Raw genomic sequence first — 18414 nt, 5'->3', positions numbered from 1 at the left:
TGAAAAACGCTTGATCAGCGCTTTCCAGATTGTATTTAGTTGTAAGATTACTCGGCTGCATAAGTCCAGTCATATGAGAGGAGCTGATGGAACCGTTCACCAATGGGGACCCAAAGTTTAGCTTTGGCAATGTTGGCGATGGACTCCCAGAACAGGGGGTCCTGACGTTCCTGATCACTCAGGTTAATGTTGACGTAATGCCCGGCTTCCGTTTTGGCAATGACGTAAGGGTAGAAGACCTTCGTGATCCGGGCGGGAGTAATCGTGTGAATTTTCGGGTTGTCATCAATCAGCATATTACACGCTTCCTTTCAAGTTATGAACCCAGTATATCGAGAAAGCGTGAAGGAAACTAGCGATTTTCGTTAAGGATTATCTGAGAATTTCTTAGTTTTCCTTAGCGTCCTTCAGTGTCACGGTAAACAGCGCACCGTGGGGAGCGTGGTCCGTGATGGTGATGTGGCCCGCATTGAGCTTGACGAGTTGGGAGACAATGGCTAATCCTAAGCCGTTTCCTTCAATTTTAGTAGAGCGGGAAGCATCAACTCGGTAGAAGCGTTCGAAGACGTGGGCACGCTCAGATTCGGGAATCCCTGGACCGTTGTCGCCAACTGCCAGACTGATCAGACCAGGCTGCTGGGTGACGGTTACTTGAATGGGTTGGTCAGCGGGCGAGTATTTGTGGGCATTATCCAATAGGGCCGTTAATACTTGGTGGAGCATGTCGGTATTGCCCAATGCCAGTGTGGGGTGGTCCGGAACGGCTAACGTGATTGGTTGTGAGATCAAGGGTTGATAGTGGTTGACTACACTGGTGGTCAGTTCGGCCAAATCAAGTGGTTGTAGGGTGACCGCTGCTCTGTCGGCGCGGGACAAGTGTAGCAGGTTTTCAATCAAATGTTGCATGCGCAGCGATTCTTGGTCAATAAACCCAACTGATTCGGGGATGACCTCGGGATGCTTATCACCTCGCCGCTCAATGAGTTTAATATTGCCCCGAATCGTGGCAATGGGTGTTCTGAGTTCGTGCGAGGCGTCGGAAATAAACTGACGCTCCCGCTTTAAGCGCCCATTTTGAGCAGCCAATAATTGATTGAAGTCGCGAGCTAACTGGGCCACTTCGACCGGTTCCTGTGGCTGAGGTAATTCTGGCTGCGTGAGTTCAGGAGTGGCCGCTGCTTGTTGGGCAGCATTGGCGAGGGCGATAGTGGGGGCACTCAGCCGCTTGGCCAACCGCCGGACGTAGAGTAGGCCAATTAACAGGCTCAAGCCAATGGCGATAATCAGCACAGCGATTAAAACGTGAAGGTTACCCACTAGCACGTGCATGCCAATGAAGAGGAAGTAGGTTTGCGAGCTAGTCTTTAACGTTTCTGAAAAATAGAGCCCCCAGCCCTTGATATACACCAGGTGGGTAAACGGCACTGACCAAGTATTGGCCTTAGCCAACGAAGCGGCGTGGGGTAACAGGGAAGTGGTCTCCCCCTTCGCATTTTTAACAAGAACAAAGGTGTTATGTGAGTTCAGCCCACTGCCTTTGTTGACCATGAGCCAGTCTTTGAAATTGCTGACCTGAGTCGTTTGTAAACTGGTACTTAGTTGTTGTGCTTGATCTTGGGCACGGAGAAGTTGGTCAACGGTTAGGGTGACACTGACCGTAAGCACGATAATCAGGCCAATGGTCATCAGGAGGCTGGTGACGGAGTGACGGATAATATCTTCGTACGTTCGTGGCTGAGAGTTAGTGCGCATCACGATCATCTTCCTTTAGACTGTAGCCAACGCCCCGAATGGTATGGAATAAATTAGGAGCGTCCGCCACGTCGATTTTATTTCTGAGGTAACCAATGTAGACGTCGACCACGTTCTGTTGACCCAAGAAGTCGACTCCCCAGACGTTGTCGAGGAGTTCGTCGCGGGTGAAAACTTGGCCCGGGTGTTGCATTAAGAAGAGCAGTAGGTCGTATTCCCGTTGGGTCAATTGAATGGTTTCACCAGCGCGGTCGACCTGGCGGGTCTTAGTGACTAGGGTGAGGTCGCCAAGGTGATAGGTCTGATCTAGGCCACTCTGATGGGCAGTCCGGCGTTGAATCACCCGAATCCGAGCGAGCAGTTCTTCAATTTCAAATGGTTTCGTAATGTAATCGTCGGCCCCATTGTCCAGTCCCGTAACTTTATCGCCGAGGTAGTCGCGGGCCGTCATCATGATGACGGGGAGGTCGTCGTGCTTGCGAATTCGGCGGAGGACCTCCATACCGTCCATCTTAGGGAGCATCCAGTCGAGAAGAACTAAGAGCAATTTATCTTTTTCCTGCTGGTAGGTTTCCCAGGCAGTCTCACCATCGGCGGCAGTCAGCACGTCAAAGTCCTCAAAAGTAAGTTCTTTAGCAACGTAGCTGGCGAGGCCTTCTTCATCCTCAACGAGTAAAATCGTATTCTTCATAAGTGGTCTGACTCCTTTATTTGAAGGGCTTTAGTGGCATCGTATCATAAAAAAGGTTTTCGAAAATAAGAAATTCATATTTTAAGCTTAAAGTAGGTTCAAGATTTGCCCCACTCCGGATGGTATAACTAATACATCGAAAGCAATCAGACAATCAAACCAAGGAGTGGTGAACATGACTAAGATTAAATCAATGATGATTAAAGTAATGCTCGGGGCAATGACGGTAACGACTTTATTGGCAACTTCGGCGGGGGCCTCAGCGGCAACCACCTCAACAGCAACGGTAGCCACGCCACGGTTAGACGTGGACACGACCGTTGAGATTGGTTCCCGGCCCAACGCTGAGATTCAGCCAACCAAAATTCGCTTGAAGCGGGTGACAACCAAAGCCATTTCCAGTCAAGTGCAGACGGTGGTCGATGCCAGTGCGTTGAACCTGGATAACCGCCACACGGACAGCCAGCTGAAGTAAGCGACATTGCCAACGATGCCAGCTAGTCAGCTTGATACCAACCAACCAGAATAGAAGCTATCTGACCAGCAGCGGCGGGACCGTTGCTGATTTTTTAGTTTGGCGCTTAAGTTTGCGAGCGGCCGCCGCCGACTGCCAGGGCGGGCCTGCTGTGGGGAACGGTGCAAGCCTGAGAAGTGGTCTTGCACCTCGACTTAGAGCCTCCCGAAGTTCACGAGAGTCTCTAAGCTCGTCCCACGCTGTAGGCCAGCTAAAAAACGCTGGCCAACACCGTCGACACAGCCGTCCCACCCTGGCATTCGGCGGCTACGATGACAAGTTAAATAGAATGATTGGCAACAGGTCGTAGTCCTTGGTTAGGCGGTAGTGCTTGAGGCTTATATTAGGGTGCTATGTAGCACTTACCTAGCCTATTTTAGCATACTTTAGCGGTATCAATTGTGCACAATGAAGTATGCTTAAGTGCGGCTTAGTAGGATACAAAAATAGAGAGGAAAATACCAAATTTTCAGTACTTTCCTCTCAATAGGCTAATTGCTATTATTTAATGACGTCGGCAATTGGGTCATTGCCGTTAACCATTTCGATAATCTGCTTTGGTTGTGGGTGTTGAACGATGGCAACCACCGTGGCCGCAACGTCTGCCCGACTAATCTTCTTATTTTCACTAGCAGCGGAATCGGTTGTGATTTTTCCGGTTGGCGCGTCGTTGGTTAAGATTCCTGGCCGGACAATTGTGTAGTCCAGGGCAGTCCGATGACGTAACCACTGGTCGGCGTAGTACTTGGCTACGTAGTAAGGACGGATGCCTGACTTGTCCCAGAAGGAGCGGTCGTCGGTCCCCATCGCACTGACGATGATGAACCGTTTGATGCCAGCCTTTTCCGTAGCAATCATTGACTTGATTGCCCCATCTAAATCAATGTTGATGGTCATATCATCACCGGTACTGCCACCGGAACCAGCGGAGAAGATAACCGTGTCAACGTCTTTCATGGCCGGCAGCAAGTCTTCAACGGTGCCCATCAAATTAACATCGCGAACCTGGCCACCTAGTTTCGTAATGGCTTCAGCTTGTTCTGGTTTACGAATACCGCCGTAGACGGTTTCACCAGTCGCTGCGAGTTGTTCCACAATGTGCTGGCCGACGTGGCCATGCGCACCAATAATTAATGTTGTCATCAAAATACCTCCATTCGAAAGTTACCTTACAAACTTCACCATAAATGTTTTTAGTCATAATTTCATTAATAACGACTTGTGAATTATGCTCAAATTCATAGATGATTGGCAAGATTGGCGCCTTACCGGGCGGGAAAAATAGGCTGGAACGCTGTGAACACGATTTCGAGCCAAAGAGCGGTCTCGAAACTCGGTTCTGCCTAACCGAAGAAAAACACTTCGCTAAGGCAGTGCCACGGCTGAGCCTATTTTTCCCGCCCTCTCGGCTGAGCCTGCTTGTCTATTAATGGAGGTTCGTTATTCAAGTTAGTTTGCTAAGTTTTTAAAACATATGATTGTTGCATTGGCGTATCTACATTAGCCGAGAGGGTGAGCTGGTAGGTGCTCAGCCATGAAATTTCTCTTAGCTGAGTGGTCTTCTCAGATTAGTGAAAGGTCGGCTTTTGAGACCGGTCTTTGGCTCGAAACCGTACCCATGGCGTTCCAGCACCTACCAGCTCACCCGGTAAGGCGGCCATCTAAACAATTGTAATCATTGACTGAGTAACGATTCAATTGTGTACACTTGTTTGTGAAGTAGATTACGATAGCTTTCAACTGGTTTTTCGCCTGATAAGCCGTATAATAGAGACAAAGCATCCCTGACAGTTAGATCACCCACTGGTTCCGTTTGGGGGGAGTAGTGGTGGCTAGTTAAATGTAACCGTTTTAACTAAACTGAACGTATCGGACTAACTGTGATCGGGGAGAACTTTATTAGAAAAGGGGTCGTTAAATTATGGCAACGATTTTAGTTCTAGGTGGCGGATATGCTGGCATGCGTGCCATCAAGTTCCTGCAAAAAGAGGTTCCCAGTCAAGATAAGATTGTTTTAGTCGATAAGACTGGAACGCATACAGAAAAGACCAACTTACATGAGGTGGCCGCAGGAACCATTGCACCTGATCGGATTACGTACGAAATCAACGACGTTATTGGCAGTCGGGTCGAGTTTATTCAGGACGCGGTTACGAACGTTGATGTTGATCAAAAGCAGGTAACCTTAGCCGACCACGAGCCTATTACGTACGACTATTTAGTCTTAGCATTGGGCTTCCAGTCCGAAACCTTTGGCTTGAAGGGTGCGGCTGAGAATGCCTTACCAATGGATGACTTGGAAACGTCAGAGGCCGTCTACCGCCACATTGAAGATAAGATCAAGGGTTACGCGGAGACCAAAGACGAGAATGACTTAACCATTGCCGTTTGTGGTGCCGGGTTTACTGGAATCGAATTATTAGGTGAACTGAGCCAATCCTTACCAAAGCTACAGACCCGCTACAACACACCAGCTATCAAGGTCGTGTGTTTAGAAATGGGGAAGACGATTCTGCCAATGTTTGACAAGTCATTGGCTGATTACGCCCTGAACTTCATGGCTAAGAACAACATTGAAATGAAGCTCGGTGCAGCTATTACTGAAATCAAACCAGGCGCCGTGGTTTACAAGGACAAGGACAGTGAAGACGACACGGAACACGAAGTTGCCGCGAACACGATTGTTTGGACCGTTGGGGTCAGTGGTTCCCAAGTCATTGCCGACTCTGGCTTCGAACAACGCCGGAACCGGGTCGTTGTGAAGGATGACTTGAGTTTGGAAGGTCATCCAGAAGTCTTCATCGTGGGAGATGTTTCGGCTGTGATGGATCCTGAAAGCGGTCGACCATACCCAACTACCGCGCAAATTGCGTTGGCTTGTGGGGCTCAGGCTGCTAAAAACATCGGTCTATCCTTACGAGGACATGCAACGCGTCCATTCGTTTACAAGTCTAGTGGGACCGTTGCCTCTCTGAGTGACCGGGATGGTATTGGTGAAATCTTTGCTAGCAAGCGTAAGATTCACGGGTACATTGCTTCCGCTATGAAGAAAGTTATCACGGACCGTTCATTGATGGAGAGTGCTCACCTGAGTACCACGCTGGCTAAGGGCCGATTTGACTTGTATCACTAAAGCAGAAGTGAGCTACTAACCGATAGAGGATTAATCACGTTCTGTTACACATTGACGGAACTGGTAGGAAAACAATTAAGGGCCTGGCATGAATTTGCCAGGCCTTTTTGTGTGACATCCCAAAAGGGTGAGACTATCAAGGGGGTACGTAATGCCTATCTAGCAACAAAGTAGTTGAGCTTATAAGATTGATTAGTCCGATTTTATTCGTTCCGGGTAGGGCGGCGGCATAAATAAAGTAAATATAAAAAAATTCCGTTAATGGGTGGGTAAAGTTAGCCGGCTGGCCTATTTAATGGTAAAATGATTAGAAAAGGGGGAAGACGATGCTACAGAAACGTCTAACCACGCCACTAGGTCCGGTCACGGCAATGTCCGATGGCCTCGCTTTGACAGGATTGTGGTTTACCGATCAGAAATACTACGGGAGTACGATGCCGAGACTAACGGTGGTCAGCAACCGGCCGGTGTTCGATCGGGTACAAGCGTGGTTAAATGCCTACTTTGCTGGGGAACAACCAATCATTGATTTTCCAGTGAAATCGCAAGGGACGCCGTTTCGCCAAACGATTTGGTCATTACTGCAAGAAATTCCGTACGGTGAAGTTCGTACGTACGGGGAGTTAGCAAGTCTTGCAGCTGAACGAGTCGGCCACTTGGTGGGTGGTCAAGCGGTTGGCGGTGCGGTGGGACATAACCCGATTAGCATCGTGATTCCCTGTCACCGGGTGGTTGCAGGAAACGGTGAACTCACTGGTTATGCCGGTGGATTGGACCGTAAAGTAGCCCTGCTACGGCTGGAAGGACAACTGACAGACGCAGAGGACCGGGTGACTTTCACAAAGAACTAGGGTGTTTGCTGAACGTTTACCGATTTATTACTTGTTGTGCACAAATCTATCGTACAATGAGTTGCTAGTTATGCTATAATCAAGCGTGTTCAAAAGCTGGGGTCTATCACAGTTAATATACATAACCAGTAAAATTTAACGTGTGTTTTTTCACGAAAAGGGTTTCTTCTTTCGTTAGAACGCGTATAATTTTAGTCAGCTTAGGGCGTTAGTTAGGTTTACTAGCATCCGGGGGGGATTACTAGTTGAACGAAATATAAATAAAATATGGTGTGTGAATGATTGGAGGTATCACGATGGCTGCATCAGAAACTAAGGAGCGGATTGCTGAGGCCTTGGCTTCGTTGTTGAACCACAATACATTTGATAAGGTAACTGTTCGAGAAATTGCGGATGAGGCAGATGTCCACCGCAAAACTTTTTACTACTACTTCGCGGACAAATATGAGTTGTTAGCGTTTGTTTACGAGCACTTCATTGTTGAAGCGCCACGCCGCGAACAACCTTTGACCTTGACTCTGGAGAATTGGCGTCCGGCTGTTATCCAACTATTGGAACGGATCGCTGACAATTCAAAGATTTTCCTGAATGCTTACCCTTACGATGATGGGGTTTGGCGCCAGTCAATGAATGAATTTGTGGCTTCACGACTGTCAATTTTGCTACATGCAATGCCGGAGTATCGGTATTTGAAAGAAGACGTGATTGACACGTCAGCGGAATTTATTGCCGCGGGCTCATTGGGCCTGATCAACAAATGGGCGGAAGATAACTTTACCGCCAGCCCAAGAACGGTCCTCGACCAAATCACGACGGCCAACCGGCTGATGAACGGGATTTTGGATCGTTGGAAGTTAAGTTAAGATGTTTGTGTAAAGTTGTTGGCGTGGGCTAACAACTTTTTTTGTAGACCAATTTTTGATAATTGCAACCGGTTGAAACAACCAAGGGTTGGTTGTTTCACAAACGTTTTGATTATTATATCACAAACGAGTTGCTGGTATTAAGCGGTTGACGGGGGTATAGTTACTTTTGTAAGAGGTTACATTGTGAACGCGAATGGACCTATCAAGGAGGAATTATAGTATGGCTTATCAAACGACCAATCCCTATACCAATGAAGTCGTCAAGACTTATGAAAACGCCACGCCCGAATATGTTGAAGCAAGTTTAGCTAAGGCACAAAAACTCTATAAGGAATGGCGGAACGATCCAGTTGCCACCCGCATTCCCGTACTCCACCAGTTAGCTCAGTTATTCCGCGACGAATCGGATAGCTTAGCCAAAGTGTTAACCACTGAAATGGGTAAATTATTTACGGAAGCACAGGGTGAAGTTGAACTCTGTGCGATGATTGCGGATTACTACGCTGACCATGCAGAAGAAATGTTAAAGCCTCGCGCAATTGAAACGATTGCCGGAGAAGCCCAGCTGGAAAATCACCCCTTGGGTGTATTGATGGCCGTGGAACCGTGGAACTTTCCTTACTACCAAATGATGCGGATTTTCGCGCCTAACTTTGCGGTAGGTGACCCGATTGTGTTTAAACACGCTGCCATTACACCAGGTTCAGCGCTGGCGTTTGAAGATGCTGTTCGTCGGGCCGGAGCACCAGACGGTTCGCTGACCAATCTCTTCTTATCTTACGATCAAGTGTCACAGGTTGTTGCTGATAAGCGGGTCCAAGGGGTTGCCTTGACTGGTTCCGAACGGGGCGGGGTTGCCGTCGCTGAAGTTGCTGGTAAATATTTGAAGAAGAATACCATGGAACTCGGCGGTGTCGATGCCTTTATTGTCGCCGAAGATGCCAATATGGCTGACGTAAACGCCGTAGCCCCACGAGCACGACTGTATAACGCAGGCCAAGTCTGCACCTCTTCCAAGCGGTTCATTGTTACGGCTAATCACTATGATGAATTCTTGGAATCTTTGAAGGCAGCCTTTGGTAGCGTCAAGTTGGGGGACCCAATGGATCCAACCACGACCCTGGCACCAATGAACTCCAAGAAGGCCAAGGAAAAGTTACAAGCACAGGTTGATGAAGCGATTGCCGGTGGCGCCACTGCTTACTTTGTTCACGATGCTGTGGCGAGCGATGGTCAGTTCTTCTTGCCAACGATTCTAACGGATATTGACAAGGATAATCCTGCTTACGGTAAAGAAATGTTTGGTCCCGTTGCCCAGGTTTACAAAGTCGCTAACGACGATGAAGCCGTTGAACTGGCTAATGATGCTGACTACGGTTTGGGTGGAATCGTCTTTGCTGGGAGCGCCGAATCTGGTGCCGCACTGGCGTCACGGATTGAGACTGGAATGGTTTTCGTAAATACGTTCTTCAGTTCATTGCCAGAACTCGAATTTGGTGGGGTTAAGAAGTCCGGGTTTGGTCGTGAATTGGGTCAAACTGGGATTTCAAGCTTTGTGAACCAAGAACTCGTGGTTAAGCGGGAACATCCTAACGATGATGAAACTGGTGGGTTGATTTTGCCACACAAGTTTTAACTAGATTGTCAGCTACCGAAATTAAAAATAAATTCAATTTAACAAACGCCAGACCGGTTAAGACCACGGTCTGGCGTTTTTAGAATAGTTAGACTGGTTATTCATGATTTGTCGAGGTAATTGAGCATAATTATTTTTCCAACCCCTCATAGTGTGATACTCTGAACGAGTAAGAATATAACTAAGGGGTGACAGGAATGGCAGATCGGTTAAAAGGTAAAGTTGCTATCATTACTGGTGGCGTTGCAGGTATTGGTTTAGGGATTGCAGAATGCTACGTTCGTGAAGGTGCGAAAGTAGTTGTAACCGCTAACCATAACGTCGATGGTGGGAAAGCCGCGGTCGAAAAGTTTGGTAACGACGTTAGTCTCTTTGTTCAAATGGACGTTGCGACTGAGGAAGGCTGGCAAAAAGTGATTGATGCCACGCTTGAAAAGTTTGGTAAGCTGGATATTCTGGTGAACAATGCCGGAATTGGTGGCGTTAATGGTGCCATCGAAGACTTATCGTTAGCCGACTGGCAATCCGTCATTGACGTCAACTTGACGGCGAACTTCTTAGGCGAAAAGGTTGCTATCAAAGCCATGAAAGAAACGAACGACGCTAAGGGGGCGATTATTAACGTTTCCTCCGTTGCTGGATTGGTTGGATTACCATTTGCCCCAGCTTACTCTGCCAGCAAGGGTGGCAGTCGGATGTTAACGCACGCGACGGCCCTGAACCTGGCGCAACGGCACGTTGATATTCGGGTCAACTCCGTTCATCCTGGTTGGATCGATACGTCGATCGTGCCGGCTGCGGCTAAAGACCAGATTATCAAGTCGATTCCCGTTGGTCACATGGGCAAGCCAGAAGACATTGGTGAAGTCTGTGTCTACCTAGGGAGTGACGAATCACACTTCGCTAACGGTGCTGAGTTTACTGTTGATGGCGGCCAACGCGCTTAATTATTTTACAAATTAAATCTAAAAAAGTGAGGCCTGAACATGACGTTCGGACCTCACTTTTATTTTGCGACAAAATTTATGTTAACGGATTACGCTTCGTCGCTTAGCTTCGAGTAAACCACGGCGTCGGCAAAACTGTCCTGATGGGGGATATGTTCCCGCAACGTGCCATCTTGACGGTAATTAGCCCGTTCGGCAACTGCTCGGCTTGCCGCGTTGTCAGGTTCAGCCAGGATGCTGATCTTATGGAGTCGGTAACGGCCAAACCCAAATTTCTCAAGGGCGGCCAAGGACTGGGCCAAAACGCCCTGACCACGGTAGTCTTTGCCCAGCCAGTAACCAATGGCCGCGTGGCTATCCTTAAAATCATGCAGATCGATCATACCAGCTGGATGATGGTCGACCCAGATAACGCCCAACCAGAGTTGTTGGTCCTCGATACGCTGGAGGCAGTCCCGGATAAAGCCGGCTTCATCAATGACAGATTGAGTCGTAGCCGCCCAGGGTAGCCATTTTGCTAAGTTCTCACGGTCTTGCTCAATCAACGGATACAGGCCAGCAGCATCGCTAATGGCCGGTGTTTCAATATAGATATTGTCCGTAATGGATAATTGCATGAAATCCACCTCAGGTTTTTATAAGTATAATTTTGTTATACCTGTTCTGTCCGGGAAAGTCAAAACGCTTACACGTTGAGAATAGTGGGAAAATACCGCCTGACCGTTCGCCAAATTTGGACTGGAACGCGGTGGGGAGGACGGGACAAGCCAAAGGGCGGTCTTGCCCCTCGCTTGAAGCCATAAAGCACGGCTTCAAGTCGCCATTTTCAATGAAGACCAAACAAAAAAGTGGTCGAGACGAAGGTCTCAACCACTTAGGTTTACTTCACGATGTGTAAGGTTTGTAAAATCAGGTAGACGTTCAGGATAATCAGGATGACGGCGATGATCCAGCCGAGTACCTTGACCCAAGTCTTGTTAACGAATTCGCCCATCAGACTCTTGCTACTGGTGAAAATAACCAGTGGAATCATGGCGAATGGTAACGCGATACTTAGGAATACCTGTGACAGCGTCAGTAGGTTTTCAATCTTAGCCTCATTGCCATGGTAGACAATGGCGAAGATGATAACAGGTGTCACGGAGAGCAATCGGGTAATCAACCGTTGTGCCCAAAGTGGCATCTTCAGGTTGATGAACCCTTCCATGATGATTTGACCAGCCAAGGTCCCTGTAATGGTGGAACTTTGCCCGGAAGCCAAGAGGGCTAGGGCAAATAACATACTGAGAATCGGACTGGCAATGGCACCAACGATTTGGCTATCACTCAGGGCGTTGAACAAGTCAACGAATCGTCCTAAGTCACTGTTCGTTCCGAAGAAGAGGGCAGCTCCCAAAATCAGTAACAGACTGTTGACAACGAATGCCAAAGTCAGTTGAATGTTTGAGTCGATAGTCGTGAACTTGATGGCCTTGGCAACACTCTTACGATCCTTGCGGTCAAAACTCCGGGTTTGCGAGATCGATGACCCCAAGTATAAGTCATGGGGCATCACGGTCGCCCCGACGATCCCTAAGGAAAGATAGAGCATCCCTTTGTTTGTTACCACGCTGCTGGAAGGAATATACCCTTCGAGCACCTCAGCCATGTGCGGCTGTGCGAGGATAACTTCGTACAGAAAGACGAAGAGAATCACGGCAACTAAGGTTGCCACGATGGCTTCGATCTTTCTGAACCCTAACTTCATCAGGACCAACAGGATTAACACGTCCATGGCGGTGATGATGATACCAACAATCAGTGGGAAACCGAATAGCAACTTCAAGGCAATCGCCGACCCGATAATTTCGGCGATATCGGTGGCCATGATTGCTAATTCGGTGACCACCCACAGGAACAGGCCGGTTCGCTTACCGGTTCGCTCACGCGTGAGTTGGGCCAAATCTTTTCCCGTCACGATCCCGAGTCGTGCTGACATGGCTTGTAGCAACATGGCAACTAAACTGGAGAGTAGGACGATTGTCAGTAACGTATACTTGTACTGGGCACCACCGGCGATAGACGTAATCCAGTTCCCGGGGTCCATATACCCCACGGCAATCAGGGCACCAGGCCCGGTATAAGCCATCAGGGTACGCCAGAAGCCCGCATCTTGCGGCACTTCCACCGTCCCATTGACTTCATCCAGGCTCTTTTGGTTACTCCCGGTTGACTGAATCATATGGTGCTTGGTCTTTTCGTCGGTTTCATGATTCTTCATAAAATCCCTCTTTTCTATTGGCTTAGAAATTCAGGTAGTCGATTGACTTCTGCCTTTCCTGGTAAACGCGAGTCAGCGTCAGCGTGGCGTAAATGGTGCGAATAATGGCAAAATTAACGAAACTAACTCTAATGACGCGCTTTAATTCCACCCGTAAGTATAGGCTATTTGGCCGTAATGTCAACCATGACGGGAATTAATTTTGGTGAGCCAAAAAAGATTTTATATTCAAGTAACGATTTATTTGCTAAGGCCTACTGGTAGCAGTGTTAACTGAAGTTTTAGACTGGTGCCGTTTTCATGGTTGTCCCAGCAAAGTGTGTGAAGTCTCATACAAAAAACAGGTCATTAATGACTGCTATTTTTTCGGGGAGGTAAGCTAATTTAACTATTAGTGTCACGTTAATTAACTCGCTCAAAAAATTTTTTTAATCGTAACCGGGCGTCATTAGTAATAGCCGTTAAGAGTGGCGTCAGTAAGGCTTAAAAAGCAAGCTAGACACCACTGTTACGACGTGGTAAGTTACAAACAATATCACATCTAGTTTTCAAAACTAGATGATTGCGTTATAATGACATTTATTATGAGAGCACGATACTAGGAGAAACGAGGTAACCCCCATGCAACCAGAAAAGATTGCCATTTTAGTGGACTCATGTTCTGACGTTCCGACCGCCGTTCTGGAGGCAGCGGATATGGCACTGATGCCCATGAACGTGATTTTTCGGGATCACGTCTACGAAGACCGGTTGACCATTACGCCAACAGAATTTTATCGTCGCCAGGCTACTGAGAAGGCCTCAACGGCCAGTCCCACGGGTAAACGTATTGTCGAAGCTTTGGAACGGATTCAAGCTTCGGGTTACACCCACGTCATTGCCGTGACGATTTCCGCAGCTTTGTCCGGGACCTTTCAGGAGACCCAGCTATTAGCCCAAGATTCGCCGCTGAAGGTCCATGTGATCAATACCTGTAGCGTTGGTATTGGAAGTGGTTTTGCGGCTATTTACGCCTCTAGATTGCGTTCACAGGGGTTGACCTTTGATCAGATCATTGCTGAGGTGGAACGCGTTACCCAGCAGACCAAGGTCTTCTTTTACGTGCCATCGCTAAAGTATCTCCAGGCTGGCGGTCGGATTGGCAAGGTGGCCGGCATGGCTGGGACCCTGTTAAACGTCAAACCAATTATTTCGTGCGACAGTGAAGGTATCTATTACCCAATCGCCAAGGTTCGTGGCGAGAAGAAGACGCTGGCCAAATTGCTAGCGCTCGTCAGTGATGCTGTGGGCGACGCGAAGCGCGTCAACATTGCCGTGTGTGACGGGGCCAATCCCGACCTCAGAGAGCGGGTACTGACCAAACTGAAGGAAGCTCATCCTAACGTGGAACAATGGTATGCTGGTGACGTGTCACCGGCCTTAGGCGTCCATACGGGACCAGGTTTGATTGGTGTCGGCGTACAAGTTCTGGATTGATGCCAACAAAAAAGCCACGATTCACGTCGTGGCTTGAGGGGGGATACGAGCAGAATATAGAAACTTTGGGGGAGTGCTAAGTGCTGCTCGTAAAAGAGTATTAAGAATTTGGTACAACCTCGTCAGTAACACTCGTTGTTACTAACTTGCTTGTAGTGTAACCCCTAGCCTGATTAGGTGCAATTGATTGGTTTCATAAATTTACTAATAACACCAAAGGTCGCTGACGATGAGTATCGTCAACGGCTTTTTACTTGAAATATCCGGTGGCTAATCGACAAAACGGACAGTGTTAAAAGCAACTGACTAACCTGCGAACCCGATGACATCAGTGTTTCTAACGGATTGGCTGGGCGATTGCTGTGGGATGCAAGGTTTACGTTTAGAGATTCAGGACGTAAAGCCGGCCGGTGGCGACACTTCTGGCTGAGTGGCTAGTTGGTGAATGAAACAGTGGCCGGTAGTTAACATGTTATTTTGGTCGGTAGGAGTAGGAGGGGAATGGCCAATATTTCCCATGAATATGTGGCTAAGTACCCGTTAATCGTTTATAGGATAATAATGGCAAAGTTCAGGCTTGGTGGGTGTTTGCCACGCTGATAGTCACCAGCAATGTTCGAGAAAATTAGAGTCTTAGATTTAGATTGGGAGACAGCAACCTATGTATTTCACGAAGTCAGCGTATAATTGAAGACATTCAAGAAAAATGCGTCTCACAAAATGGGACGCAGTTAGGGGGACCGTATGAGTTTGGTAACAATGATTTGGGATGTGATCTGGCATCCCTTAACCGTGTTAGTTCCATTAACGAATCAATTGGGGACTGGTATCTACCCGGTGCTCTTCTTTTTGATTTTCCTGGAGTCGGGGATGTTGATTTTTTCATTTATCCCTGGGCAGTCGCTCTTATTCATGGTTGGTTCGATTGCGGCGAGTCCCCAATCACAGCTTAACATCTGGTGGCTCGTTTTGATGTTTACCTTGGCAGCCACAGCCGGGTCCGCGGTCAAGTATCTAACGACGCTGCGGTGGGGTGACCTACAGGAGCATCTGATCAGCAAGCTACCCGAACAAAAAGTTGCCCAGGCCACGGCAGTTTTTAACCGTAATCAAGATCAAACGTTATTGATTGGCCGGTTTATTCCGTTTGTCGGCCTGTTTGTTCCGATTATTGCTGGGACGACCGACATGAATTGGCGACAATTTCGGGCCCTGAATTTGGCCGGCAGCTTCATCTGGGTCTTTAGCTGTTCGGCGGTCGGCTACTTCTTTGGCAATACGCCCTTCATTCAACAAAACTTCACCTGGTTATTCCTAATTCTACTGGCAGTTCCGTTCTTAGTTCGGCAAGGCTGGCACTATTTGCGGACCCACCGCGCTTAAAATTAGGCAACAAAAAAACCCTAAGTAACATGCGGATTACTTAGGGCCAATATTAGGAATCTGTTAATAAATCACTTGTTTTGGGGGGAGTGCATCTATAGACAGTGATTCCTATCATCTATCACAGTGCTTAAGGTCAGAACGTATCACGAACTAACTATCGCTATCATAGTCAGTTCTGAAAAACACTGCAACCAAAATGTGACTATTTCTAAAAAGTGGCTAGTGACCACCTACCTTAAGTAAGCTGACTGTCCCAATTAGGTTAGCAGGTGATAGGGAAAAGCCTAATCCCCCGGTATTCCTAATGGTAGCGGACTTTCTGACAGTTTAACCCGTTGCCGATTAACCGTTAGTCTTTCATCGGAGTATACGGATTATGGTGTCGACATTAGCTGAGTAACTGAACAAACTAAGCAGATTTTAAAAAAGTCAGGAAATGCTCTCAACGTGATTATGACGGTTGTTTAAGCAATCATTTATGTAACGATTATGTGAATTTTAGCGGGAAATAAGTGTGCAAAAAGCACATAATTCCGTCAATCTTGACGATGTGTGAGGTTTTGGGGCTAAATCATCGTTTTTCCAAGACGAAGTCATTTATCTTTCGCTAACTTTCAAGTAGACTTAATGCAGAATCGTTTTTCACGTAGGAGGGTAAACATGAAAGTCATCATTGTTGGGAGTACACACGCTGGCACTAACGCCGCGCTACAAATTTTGCGTGACCATCCAGATACAGATGTGACCATTTACGAACGACACACGAACGTTTCGTTCTTGTCTTGTGGTATTTCTCTGTTCTTAGACGGACAAGTCAAGCACTTGGAGGACATGTTTTATTCTTCACCAGAACAACTAGCGGAAGCGGGTGATAAGGTTTTAACGCGGCACAACGTCGTTAAGATCGATTCAGAAAATAAGTCACTCGATGTCGTTGATATGGATTCTGGCGACTTGACCACTGATACTTACGATAAATTAATTATGGCAACTGGCTCCACTGTGACCGTGCCACCAATCTTTGGGATTGATGAAGATAAGGTTATGCTTTGCAAGAACTACGAACAAGCCGTGGCAATTGATGCCGCAGCTAAAGGTAACAAGCGAATTGCCATCATTGGTGCTGGTTATATTGGTACGGAACTGGCTGAAAGTTATGCTCGGACCGGTCATGATGTTCAACTGATTCAATCACGGGACATCATTTTGAACCATTATGTTGATAGCGAATTGTCTGATCACATCGTTCATTTACTGCAGGATAACGGCGTAGAAGTGCTGTTGAACCGGCGGGTAACGTCCTTCACTGGAAATGACGATGGCGAATTAGTCATTGAAACGACGAACGGTGAGTACACGGCTGACTTAGCCGTTGTATGTACCGGATTTGTTCCGAACACTGAGCTCTTACGGGGCCAAGTGGATATGGACAAGCACGGTGCCATCATCATCAACGACTACGTTCAGACGTCTAACCCAGACATCTTTGCTTGCGGGGACGCCAGTGTCGTTAACTTCAACCCAACGGGTAAGCCAGCGTACACACCATTGGCTACTAACGCGGTTCGGCAAGGGATGCTGGCTGGTATCAACGTCTTTGGTAACATTCAGAAATACATGGGGACGCAAGCCACTTCAGCAATGCAGATCTTCGGACGGACGTTGGCCTCAACGGGGTTGACCATCGACCATGCACTGGCAGCTGGCTTTGACGCTGATCAGGTCACCTTCCAAGGGACTTGGCGGCCAAGCTACATGCCATCTACCGATGACTTGACCATCAACTTGGTCTACAATCGGAAGAATCGTCGGATTCTGGGGGCTCAGCTCCTCAGTAAGCATGAAGTTGCGCAATCAGCCAACGCTATTTCAATCGCGATCCAAAATCGGAACACGATTGATGACTTGGCCTTTGTGGACATGCTGTTCAATCCGAACTTTGATGATCCGTTTAACTTCCTTAACATTGTGGCCCAACAAGCCGTTGAGAAGGAAACTAAGCGGGGGCATAACAATCCACGGTTGACCGCGGGCATAGATCCAGACCCTGAACTTCCTGAAAATTAAACGAAACGCAATGAACCGGAAACGGGGTGAGACGAAGGTCGCACCTCGTTTTTTTGTGGTCGGGTTGCTCGTAACTGTTCGTCGAATTCGGTTAGCAGGTTGGCTGAAAACAAAAGTCTCGCTTTTTAATACCCCTTGGGGTATACTGGCTACACTGATAAAAACATAAGGGGGATTCTTTCATGCAAGCAATTACGAGTAAGGATTTTGAACACGTGGGTGACGATACCGCGGTAACCGTTGTCGACTTTTGGGCCGATTGGTGTGGTCCATGTAAGATGCAGACACCGGTCTTGGAAGCTTTAGACCAGGAATATGGTGACCAGGTCAAGTTTGCTTCTTTGGATGTCGACCAGAACCAGGAATTGGCTCAGTCGTTGGGAATCATGAGTATTCCTTCCATGGTCGTCTTCAAGAATGGTATGCCAACTGAAAAAGTGGTGGGTTTCCATCCTAAGGCCGCTTTAAAGAAATATCTCGATGAGAAGCTGACTGAGGTGAAAGCCTAATGGTACAAACAACCTCTAACCAATTGAAGAATCGCTTGCGGCGCGCCGATGGCCAACTCCAGGGTATTCTGAAGATGGTCGACGAGGGGCGGGAGTGTCAGGATATTCTGACGCAATTGGCTGCCGTTCGTTCCGGGGTGGAACGCATGATGGGTGTGGTCGTTGCAGAGAATGTTAAGCAGTGTATCGTTGAGGAAGAGCTCAGTGATAATCAACAGGCTGCGCTCCAAGATGCTTTAGACCTCGTGGTTAAAACGCATTAGAACGTGAAGGAGGGTCGCCGTGGGGCGGCCTTTTTTGCTATAATGGGCGAAGCATTTACAAGG

General features: G+C 47.8%; 17 protein-coding genes. 11 read left to right on the top strand and 6 right to left on the bottom strand.

Translation table 11 applies throughout. The features are described from left to right. Positions 1–47: 47 nt before the first annotated feature. The 3 genes from EKM87_RS02600 to EKM87_RS02590 form a co-directional block, all read right to left on the bottom strand. Entirely contained in the window at positions 48–296 is a 249-nt protein-coding gene (locus tag EKM87_RS02600; protein ID WP_125681546.1) for a hypothetical protein, read from the bottom strand. A gap of 91 nt (positions 297–387) precedes the next feature. Then, on the bottom strand, positions 388–1752 hold the full coding sequence (locus EKM87_RS02595) for a sensor histidine kinase (protein ID WP_125681544.1): 1365 nt from the start codon (positions 1750–1752) through the stop codon (positions 388–390). Continuing rightward, positions 1742–2443, bottom strand: coding sequence for a response regulator transcription factor (locus tag EKM87_RS02590; RefSeq protein ID WP_125681542.1), 702 nt, complete (start codon positions 2441–2443; stop codon positions 1742–1744). Before EKM87_RS02590 ends, EKM87_RS02595 begins: the two co-directional genes overlap by 11 nt. A gap of 175 nt (positions 2444–2618) precedes the next feature. Between EKM87_RS02590 and EKM87_RS02585 the strand changes: the two genes are divergently transcribed. After that, on the top strand, positions 2619–2918 hold the full coding sequence (locus EKM87_RS02585; RefSeq protein WP_125681540.1) for a hypothetical protein: 300 nt from the start codon (positions 2619–2621) through the stop codon (positions 2916–2918). Between the two features lie 540 nt (positions 2919–3458). Here EKM87_RS02585 and EKM87_RS02580 read toward each other — a convergent pair. Next, positions 3459–4100 carry an SDR family oxidoreductase gene (locus EKM87_RS02580; protein ID WP_125681538.1) on the bottom strand — a complete coding sequence of 214 codons (642 nt, stop codon included), beginning with the start codon at positions 4098–4100 and terminating at the stop codon, positions 3459–3461. 778 nt (positions 4101–4878) lie between these two features. Here EKM87_RS02580 and EKM87_RS02575 point away from each other — a divergent pair. The 5 genes from EKM87_RS02575 to EKM87_RS02555 all read left to right on the top strand — a co-directional run bounded on the left by EKM87_RS02575 (position 4879) and on the right by EKM87_RS02555 (position 10390). Continuing rightward, positions 4879–6090 carry an NAD(P)/FAD-dependent oxidoreductase gene (locus EKM87_RS02575; RefSeq protein WP_125681535.1) on the top strand — a complete coding sequence of 404 codons (1212 nt, stop codon included), beginning with the start codon at positions 4879–4881 and terminating at the stop codon, positions 6088–6090. A 326-nt stretch (positions 6091–6416) separates the two neighbouring features. Further along, positions 6417–6941 carry a methylated-DNA--[protein]-cysteine S-methyltransferase gene (locus EKM87_RS02570; protein WP_125681533.1) on the top strand — a complete coding sequence of 175 codons (525 nt, stop codon included), beginning with the start codon at positions 6417–6419 and terminating at the stop codon, positions 6939–6941. 296 nt (positions 6942–7237) lie between these two features. Continuing rightward, positions 7238–7804, top strand: a complete 567-nt coding sequence (locus EKM87_RS02565; RefSeq protein ID WP_125681531.1) for a TetR/AcrR family transcriptional regulator — start codon at positions 7238–7240, stop codon at positions 7802–7804. Between the two features lie 223 nt (positions 7805–8027). Next, the gene (locus EKM87_RS02560) at positions 8028–9443 is read left to right on the top strand and encodes an NAD-dependent succinate-semialdehyde dehydrogenase (protein WP_125681529.1); all 1416 of its coding nucleotides are present in this window, start codon (positions 8028–8030) and stop codon (positions 9441–9443) included. Positions 9444–9640: 197 nt separating this feature from the next. Then, positions 9641–10390, top strand: coding sequence for a glucose 1-dehydrogenase (locus EKM87_RS02555; RefSeq protein WP_125681527.1), 750 nt, complete (start codon positions 9641–9643; stop codon positions 10388–10390). An 89-nt stretch (positions 10391–10479) separates the two neighbouring features. Here the strand turns inward: EKM87_RS02555 and EKM87_RS02550 are convergent, their stop codons facing one another. Beyond that, positions 10480–11007 (bottom strand): GNAT family N-acetyltransferase, encoded by a 528-nt coding sequence (locus EKM87_RS02550; protein ID WP_125681525.1) that lies wholly within the window; start codon positions 11005–11007, stop codon positions 10480–10482. 263 nt (positions 11008–11270) lie between these two features. Continuing rightward, positions 11271–12650 carry an Nramp family divalent metal transporter gene (locus EKM87_RS02545; RefSeq protein ID WP_125681522.1) on the bottom strand — a complete coding sequence of 460 codons (1380 nt, stop codon included), beginning with the start codon at positions 12648–12650 and terminating at the stop codon, positions 11271–11273. 621 nt (positions 12651–13271) lie between these two features. Between EKM87_RS02545 and EKM87_RS02540 the strand changes: the two genes are divergently transcribed. The 5 genes from EKM87_RS02540 (at position 13272) to EKM87_RS02520 (ending at position 18351) form a co-directional block, all read left to right on the top strand. Then, entirely contained in the window at positions 13272–14126 is an 855-nt protein-coding gene (locus EKM87_RS02540; protein ID WP_125681521.1) for a DegV family protein, read from the top strand. Positions 14127–14870: 744 nt separating this feature from the next. After that, the gene (locus EKM87_RS02535; RefSeq protein WP_125681519.1) at positions 14871–15509 is read left to right on the top strand and encodes a VTT domain-containing protein; all 639 of its coding nucleotides are present in this window, start codon (positions 14871–14873) and stop codon (positions 15507–15509) included. A 663-nt stretch (positions 15510–16172) separates the two neighbouring features. Continuing rightward, positions 16173–17579: an FAD-dependent oxidoreductase gene (locus tag EKM87_RS02530; protein ID WP_125681517.1), complete on the top strand. Its 1407-nt coding sequence runs from the start codon at positions 16173–16175 to the stop codon at positions 17577–17579. Between the two features lie 182 nt (positions 17580–17761). Beyond that, on the top strand, positions 17762–18088 hold the full coding sequence (gene trxA / locus EKM87_RS02525; protein ID WP_125681515.1) for a thioredoxin: 327 nt from the start codon (positions 17762–17764) through the stop codon (positions 18086–18088). Further along, on the top strand, positions 18088–18351 hold the full coding sequence (locus EKM87_RS02520) for a metal-sensitive transcriptional regulator (RefSeq protein WP_125681513.1): 264 nt from the start codon (positions 18088–18090) through the stop codon (positions 18349–18351). The genes trxA and EKM87_RS02520 overlap by 1 nt, the downstream gene beginning before the upstream one ends. Positions 18352–18414: the final 63 nt, after the last annotated feature.

Source organism: Levilactobacillus yonginensis (assembly GCF_003946265.1).
GTDB classification, from domain to species: domain Bacteria; phylum Bacillota; class Bacilli; order Lactobacillales; family Lactobacillaceae; genus Levilactobacillus; species Levilactobacillus yonginensis.
The sequence above is the reverse complement of the archived record's forward strand: the minus strand, read 5'-3'. Positions and strand labels throughout refer to the sequence as shown.

Excerpts from the sequence above, each read along its gene's own strand:
- EKM87_RS02550 (WP_125681525.1), bottom strand. The coding sequence starts at position 11,007 with ATGCAATTATCCATTACGGACAATATCTATATTGAAACACCGGCCATT.
- EKM87_RS02545 (WP_125681522.1), bottom strand. The coding sequence starts at position 12,650 with ATGAAGAATCATGAAACCGACGAAAAGACCAAGCACCATATGATTCAG.
- EKM87_RS02580 (WP_125681538.1), bottom strand. The coding sequence starts at position 4,100 with ATGACAACATTAATTATTGGTGCGCATGGCCACGTCGGCCAGCACATT.
- EKM87_RS02540 (WP_125681521.1), top strand. The coding sequence starts at position 13,272 with ATGCAACCAGAAAAGATTGCCATTTTAGTGGACTCATGTTCTGACGTT.
- EKM87_RS02585 (WP_125681540.1), top strand. The coding sequence starts at position 2,619 with ATGACTAAGATTAAATCAATGATGATTAAAGTAATGCTCGGGGCAATG.
- EKM87_RS02600 (WP_125681546.1), bottom strand. The coding sequence starts at position 296 with ATGCTGATTGATGACAACCCGAAAATTCACACGATTACTCCCGCCCGG.
- EKM87_RS02590 (WP_125681542.1), bottom strand. The coding sequence starts at position 2,443 with ATGAAGAATACGATTTTACTCGTTGAGGATGAAGAAGGCCTCGCCAGC.
- EKM87_RS02565 (WP_125681531.1), top strand. The coding sequence starts at position 7,238 with ATGGCTGCATCAGAAACTAAGGAGCGGATTGCTGAGGCCTTGGCTTCG.
- EKM87_RS02555 (WP_125681527.1), top strand. The coding sequence starts at position 9,641 with ATGGCAGATCGGTTAAAAGGTAAAGTTGCTATCATTACTGGTGGCGTT.
- EKM87_RS02520 (WP_125681513.1), top strand. The coding sequence starts at position 18,088 with ATGGTACAAACAACCTCTAACCAATTGAAGAATCGCTTGCGGCGCGCC.
- trxA (WP_125681515.1), top strand. The coding sequence starts at position 17,762 with ATGCAAGCAATTACGAGTAAGGATTTTGAACACGTGGGTGACGATACC.
- EKM87_RS02560 (WP_125681529.1), top strand. The coding sequence starts at position 8,028 with ATGGCTTATCAAACGACCAATCCCTATACCAATGAAGTCGTCAAGACT.
- EKM87_RS02530 (WP_125681517.1), top strand. The coding sequence starts at position 16,173 with ATGAAAGTCATCATTGTTGGGAGTACACACGCTGGCACTAACGCCGCG.
- EKM87_RS02595 (WP_125681544.1), bottom strand. The coding sequence starts at position 1,752 with ATGCGCACTAACTCTCAGCCACGAACGTACGAAGATATTATCCGTCAC.
- EKM87_RS02570 (WP_125681533.1), top strand. The coding sequence starts at position 6,417 with ATGCTACAGAAACGTCTAACCACGCCACTAGGTCCGGTCACGGCAATG.
- EKM87_RS02535 (WP_125681519.1), top strand. The coding sequence starts at position 14,871 with ATGAGTTTGGTAACAATGATTTGGGATGTGATCTGGCATCCCTTAACC.
- EKM87_RS02575 (WP_125681535.1), top strand. The coding sequence starts at position 4,879 with ATGGCAACGATTTTAGTTCTAGGTGGCGGATATGCTGGCATGCGTGCC.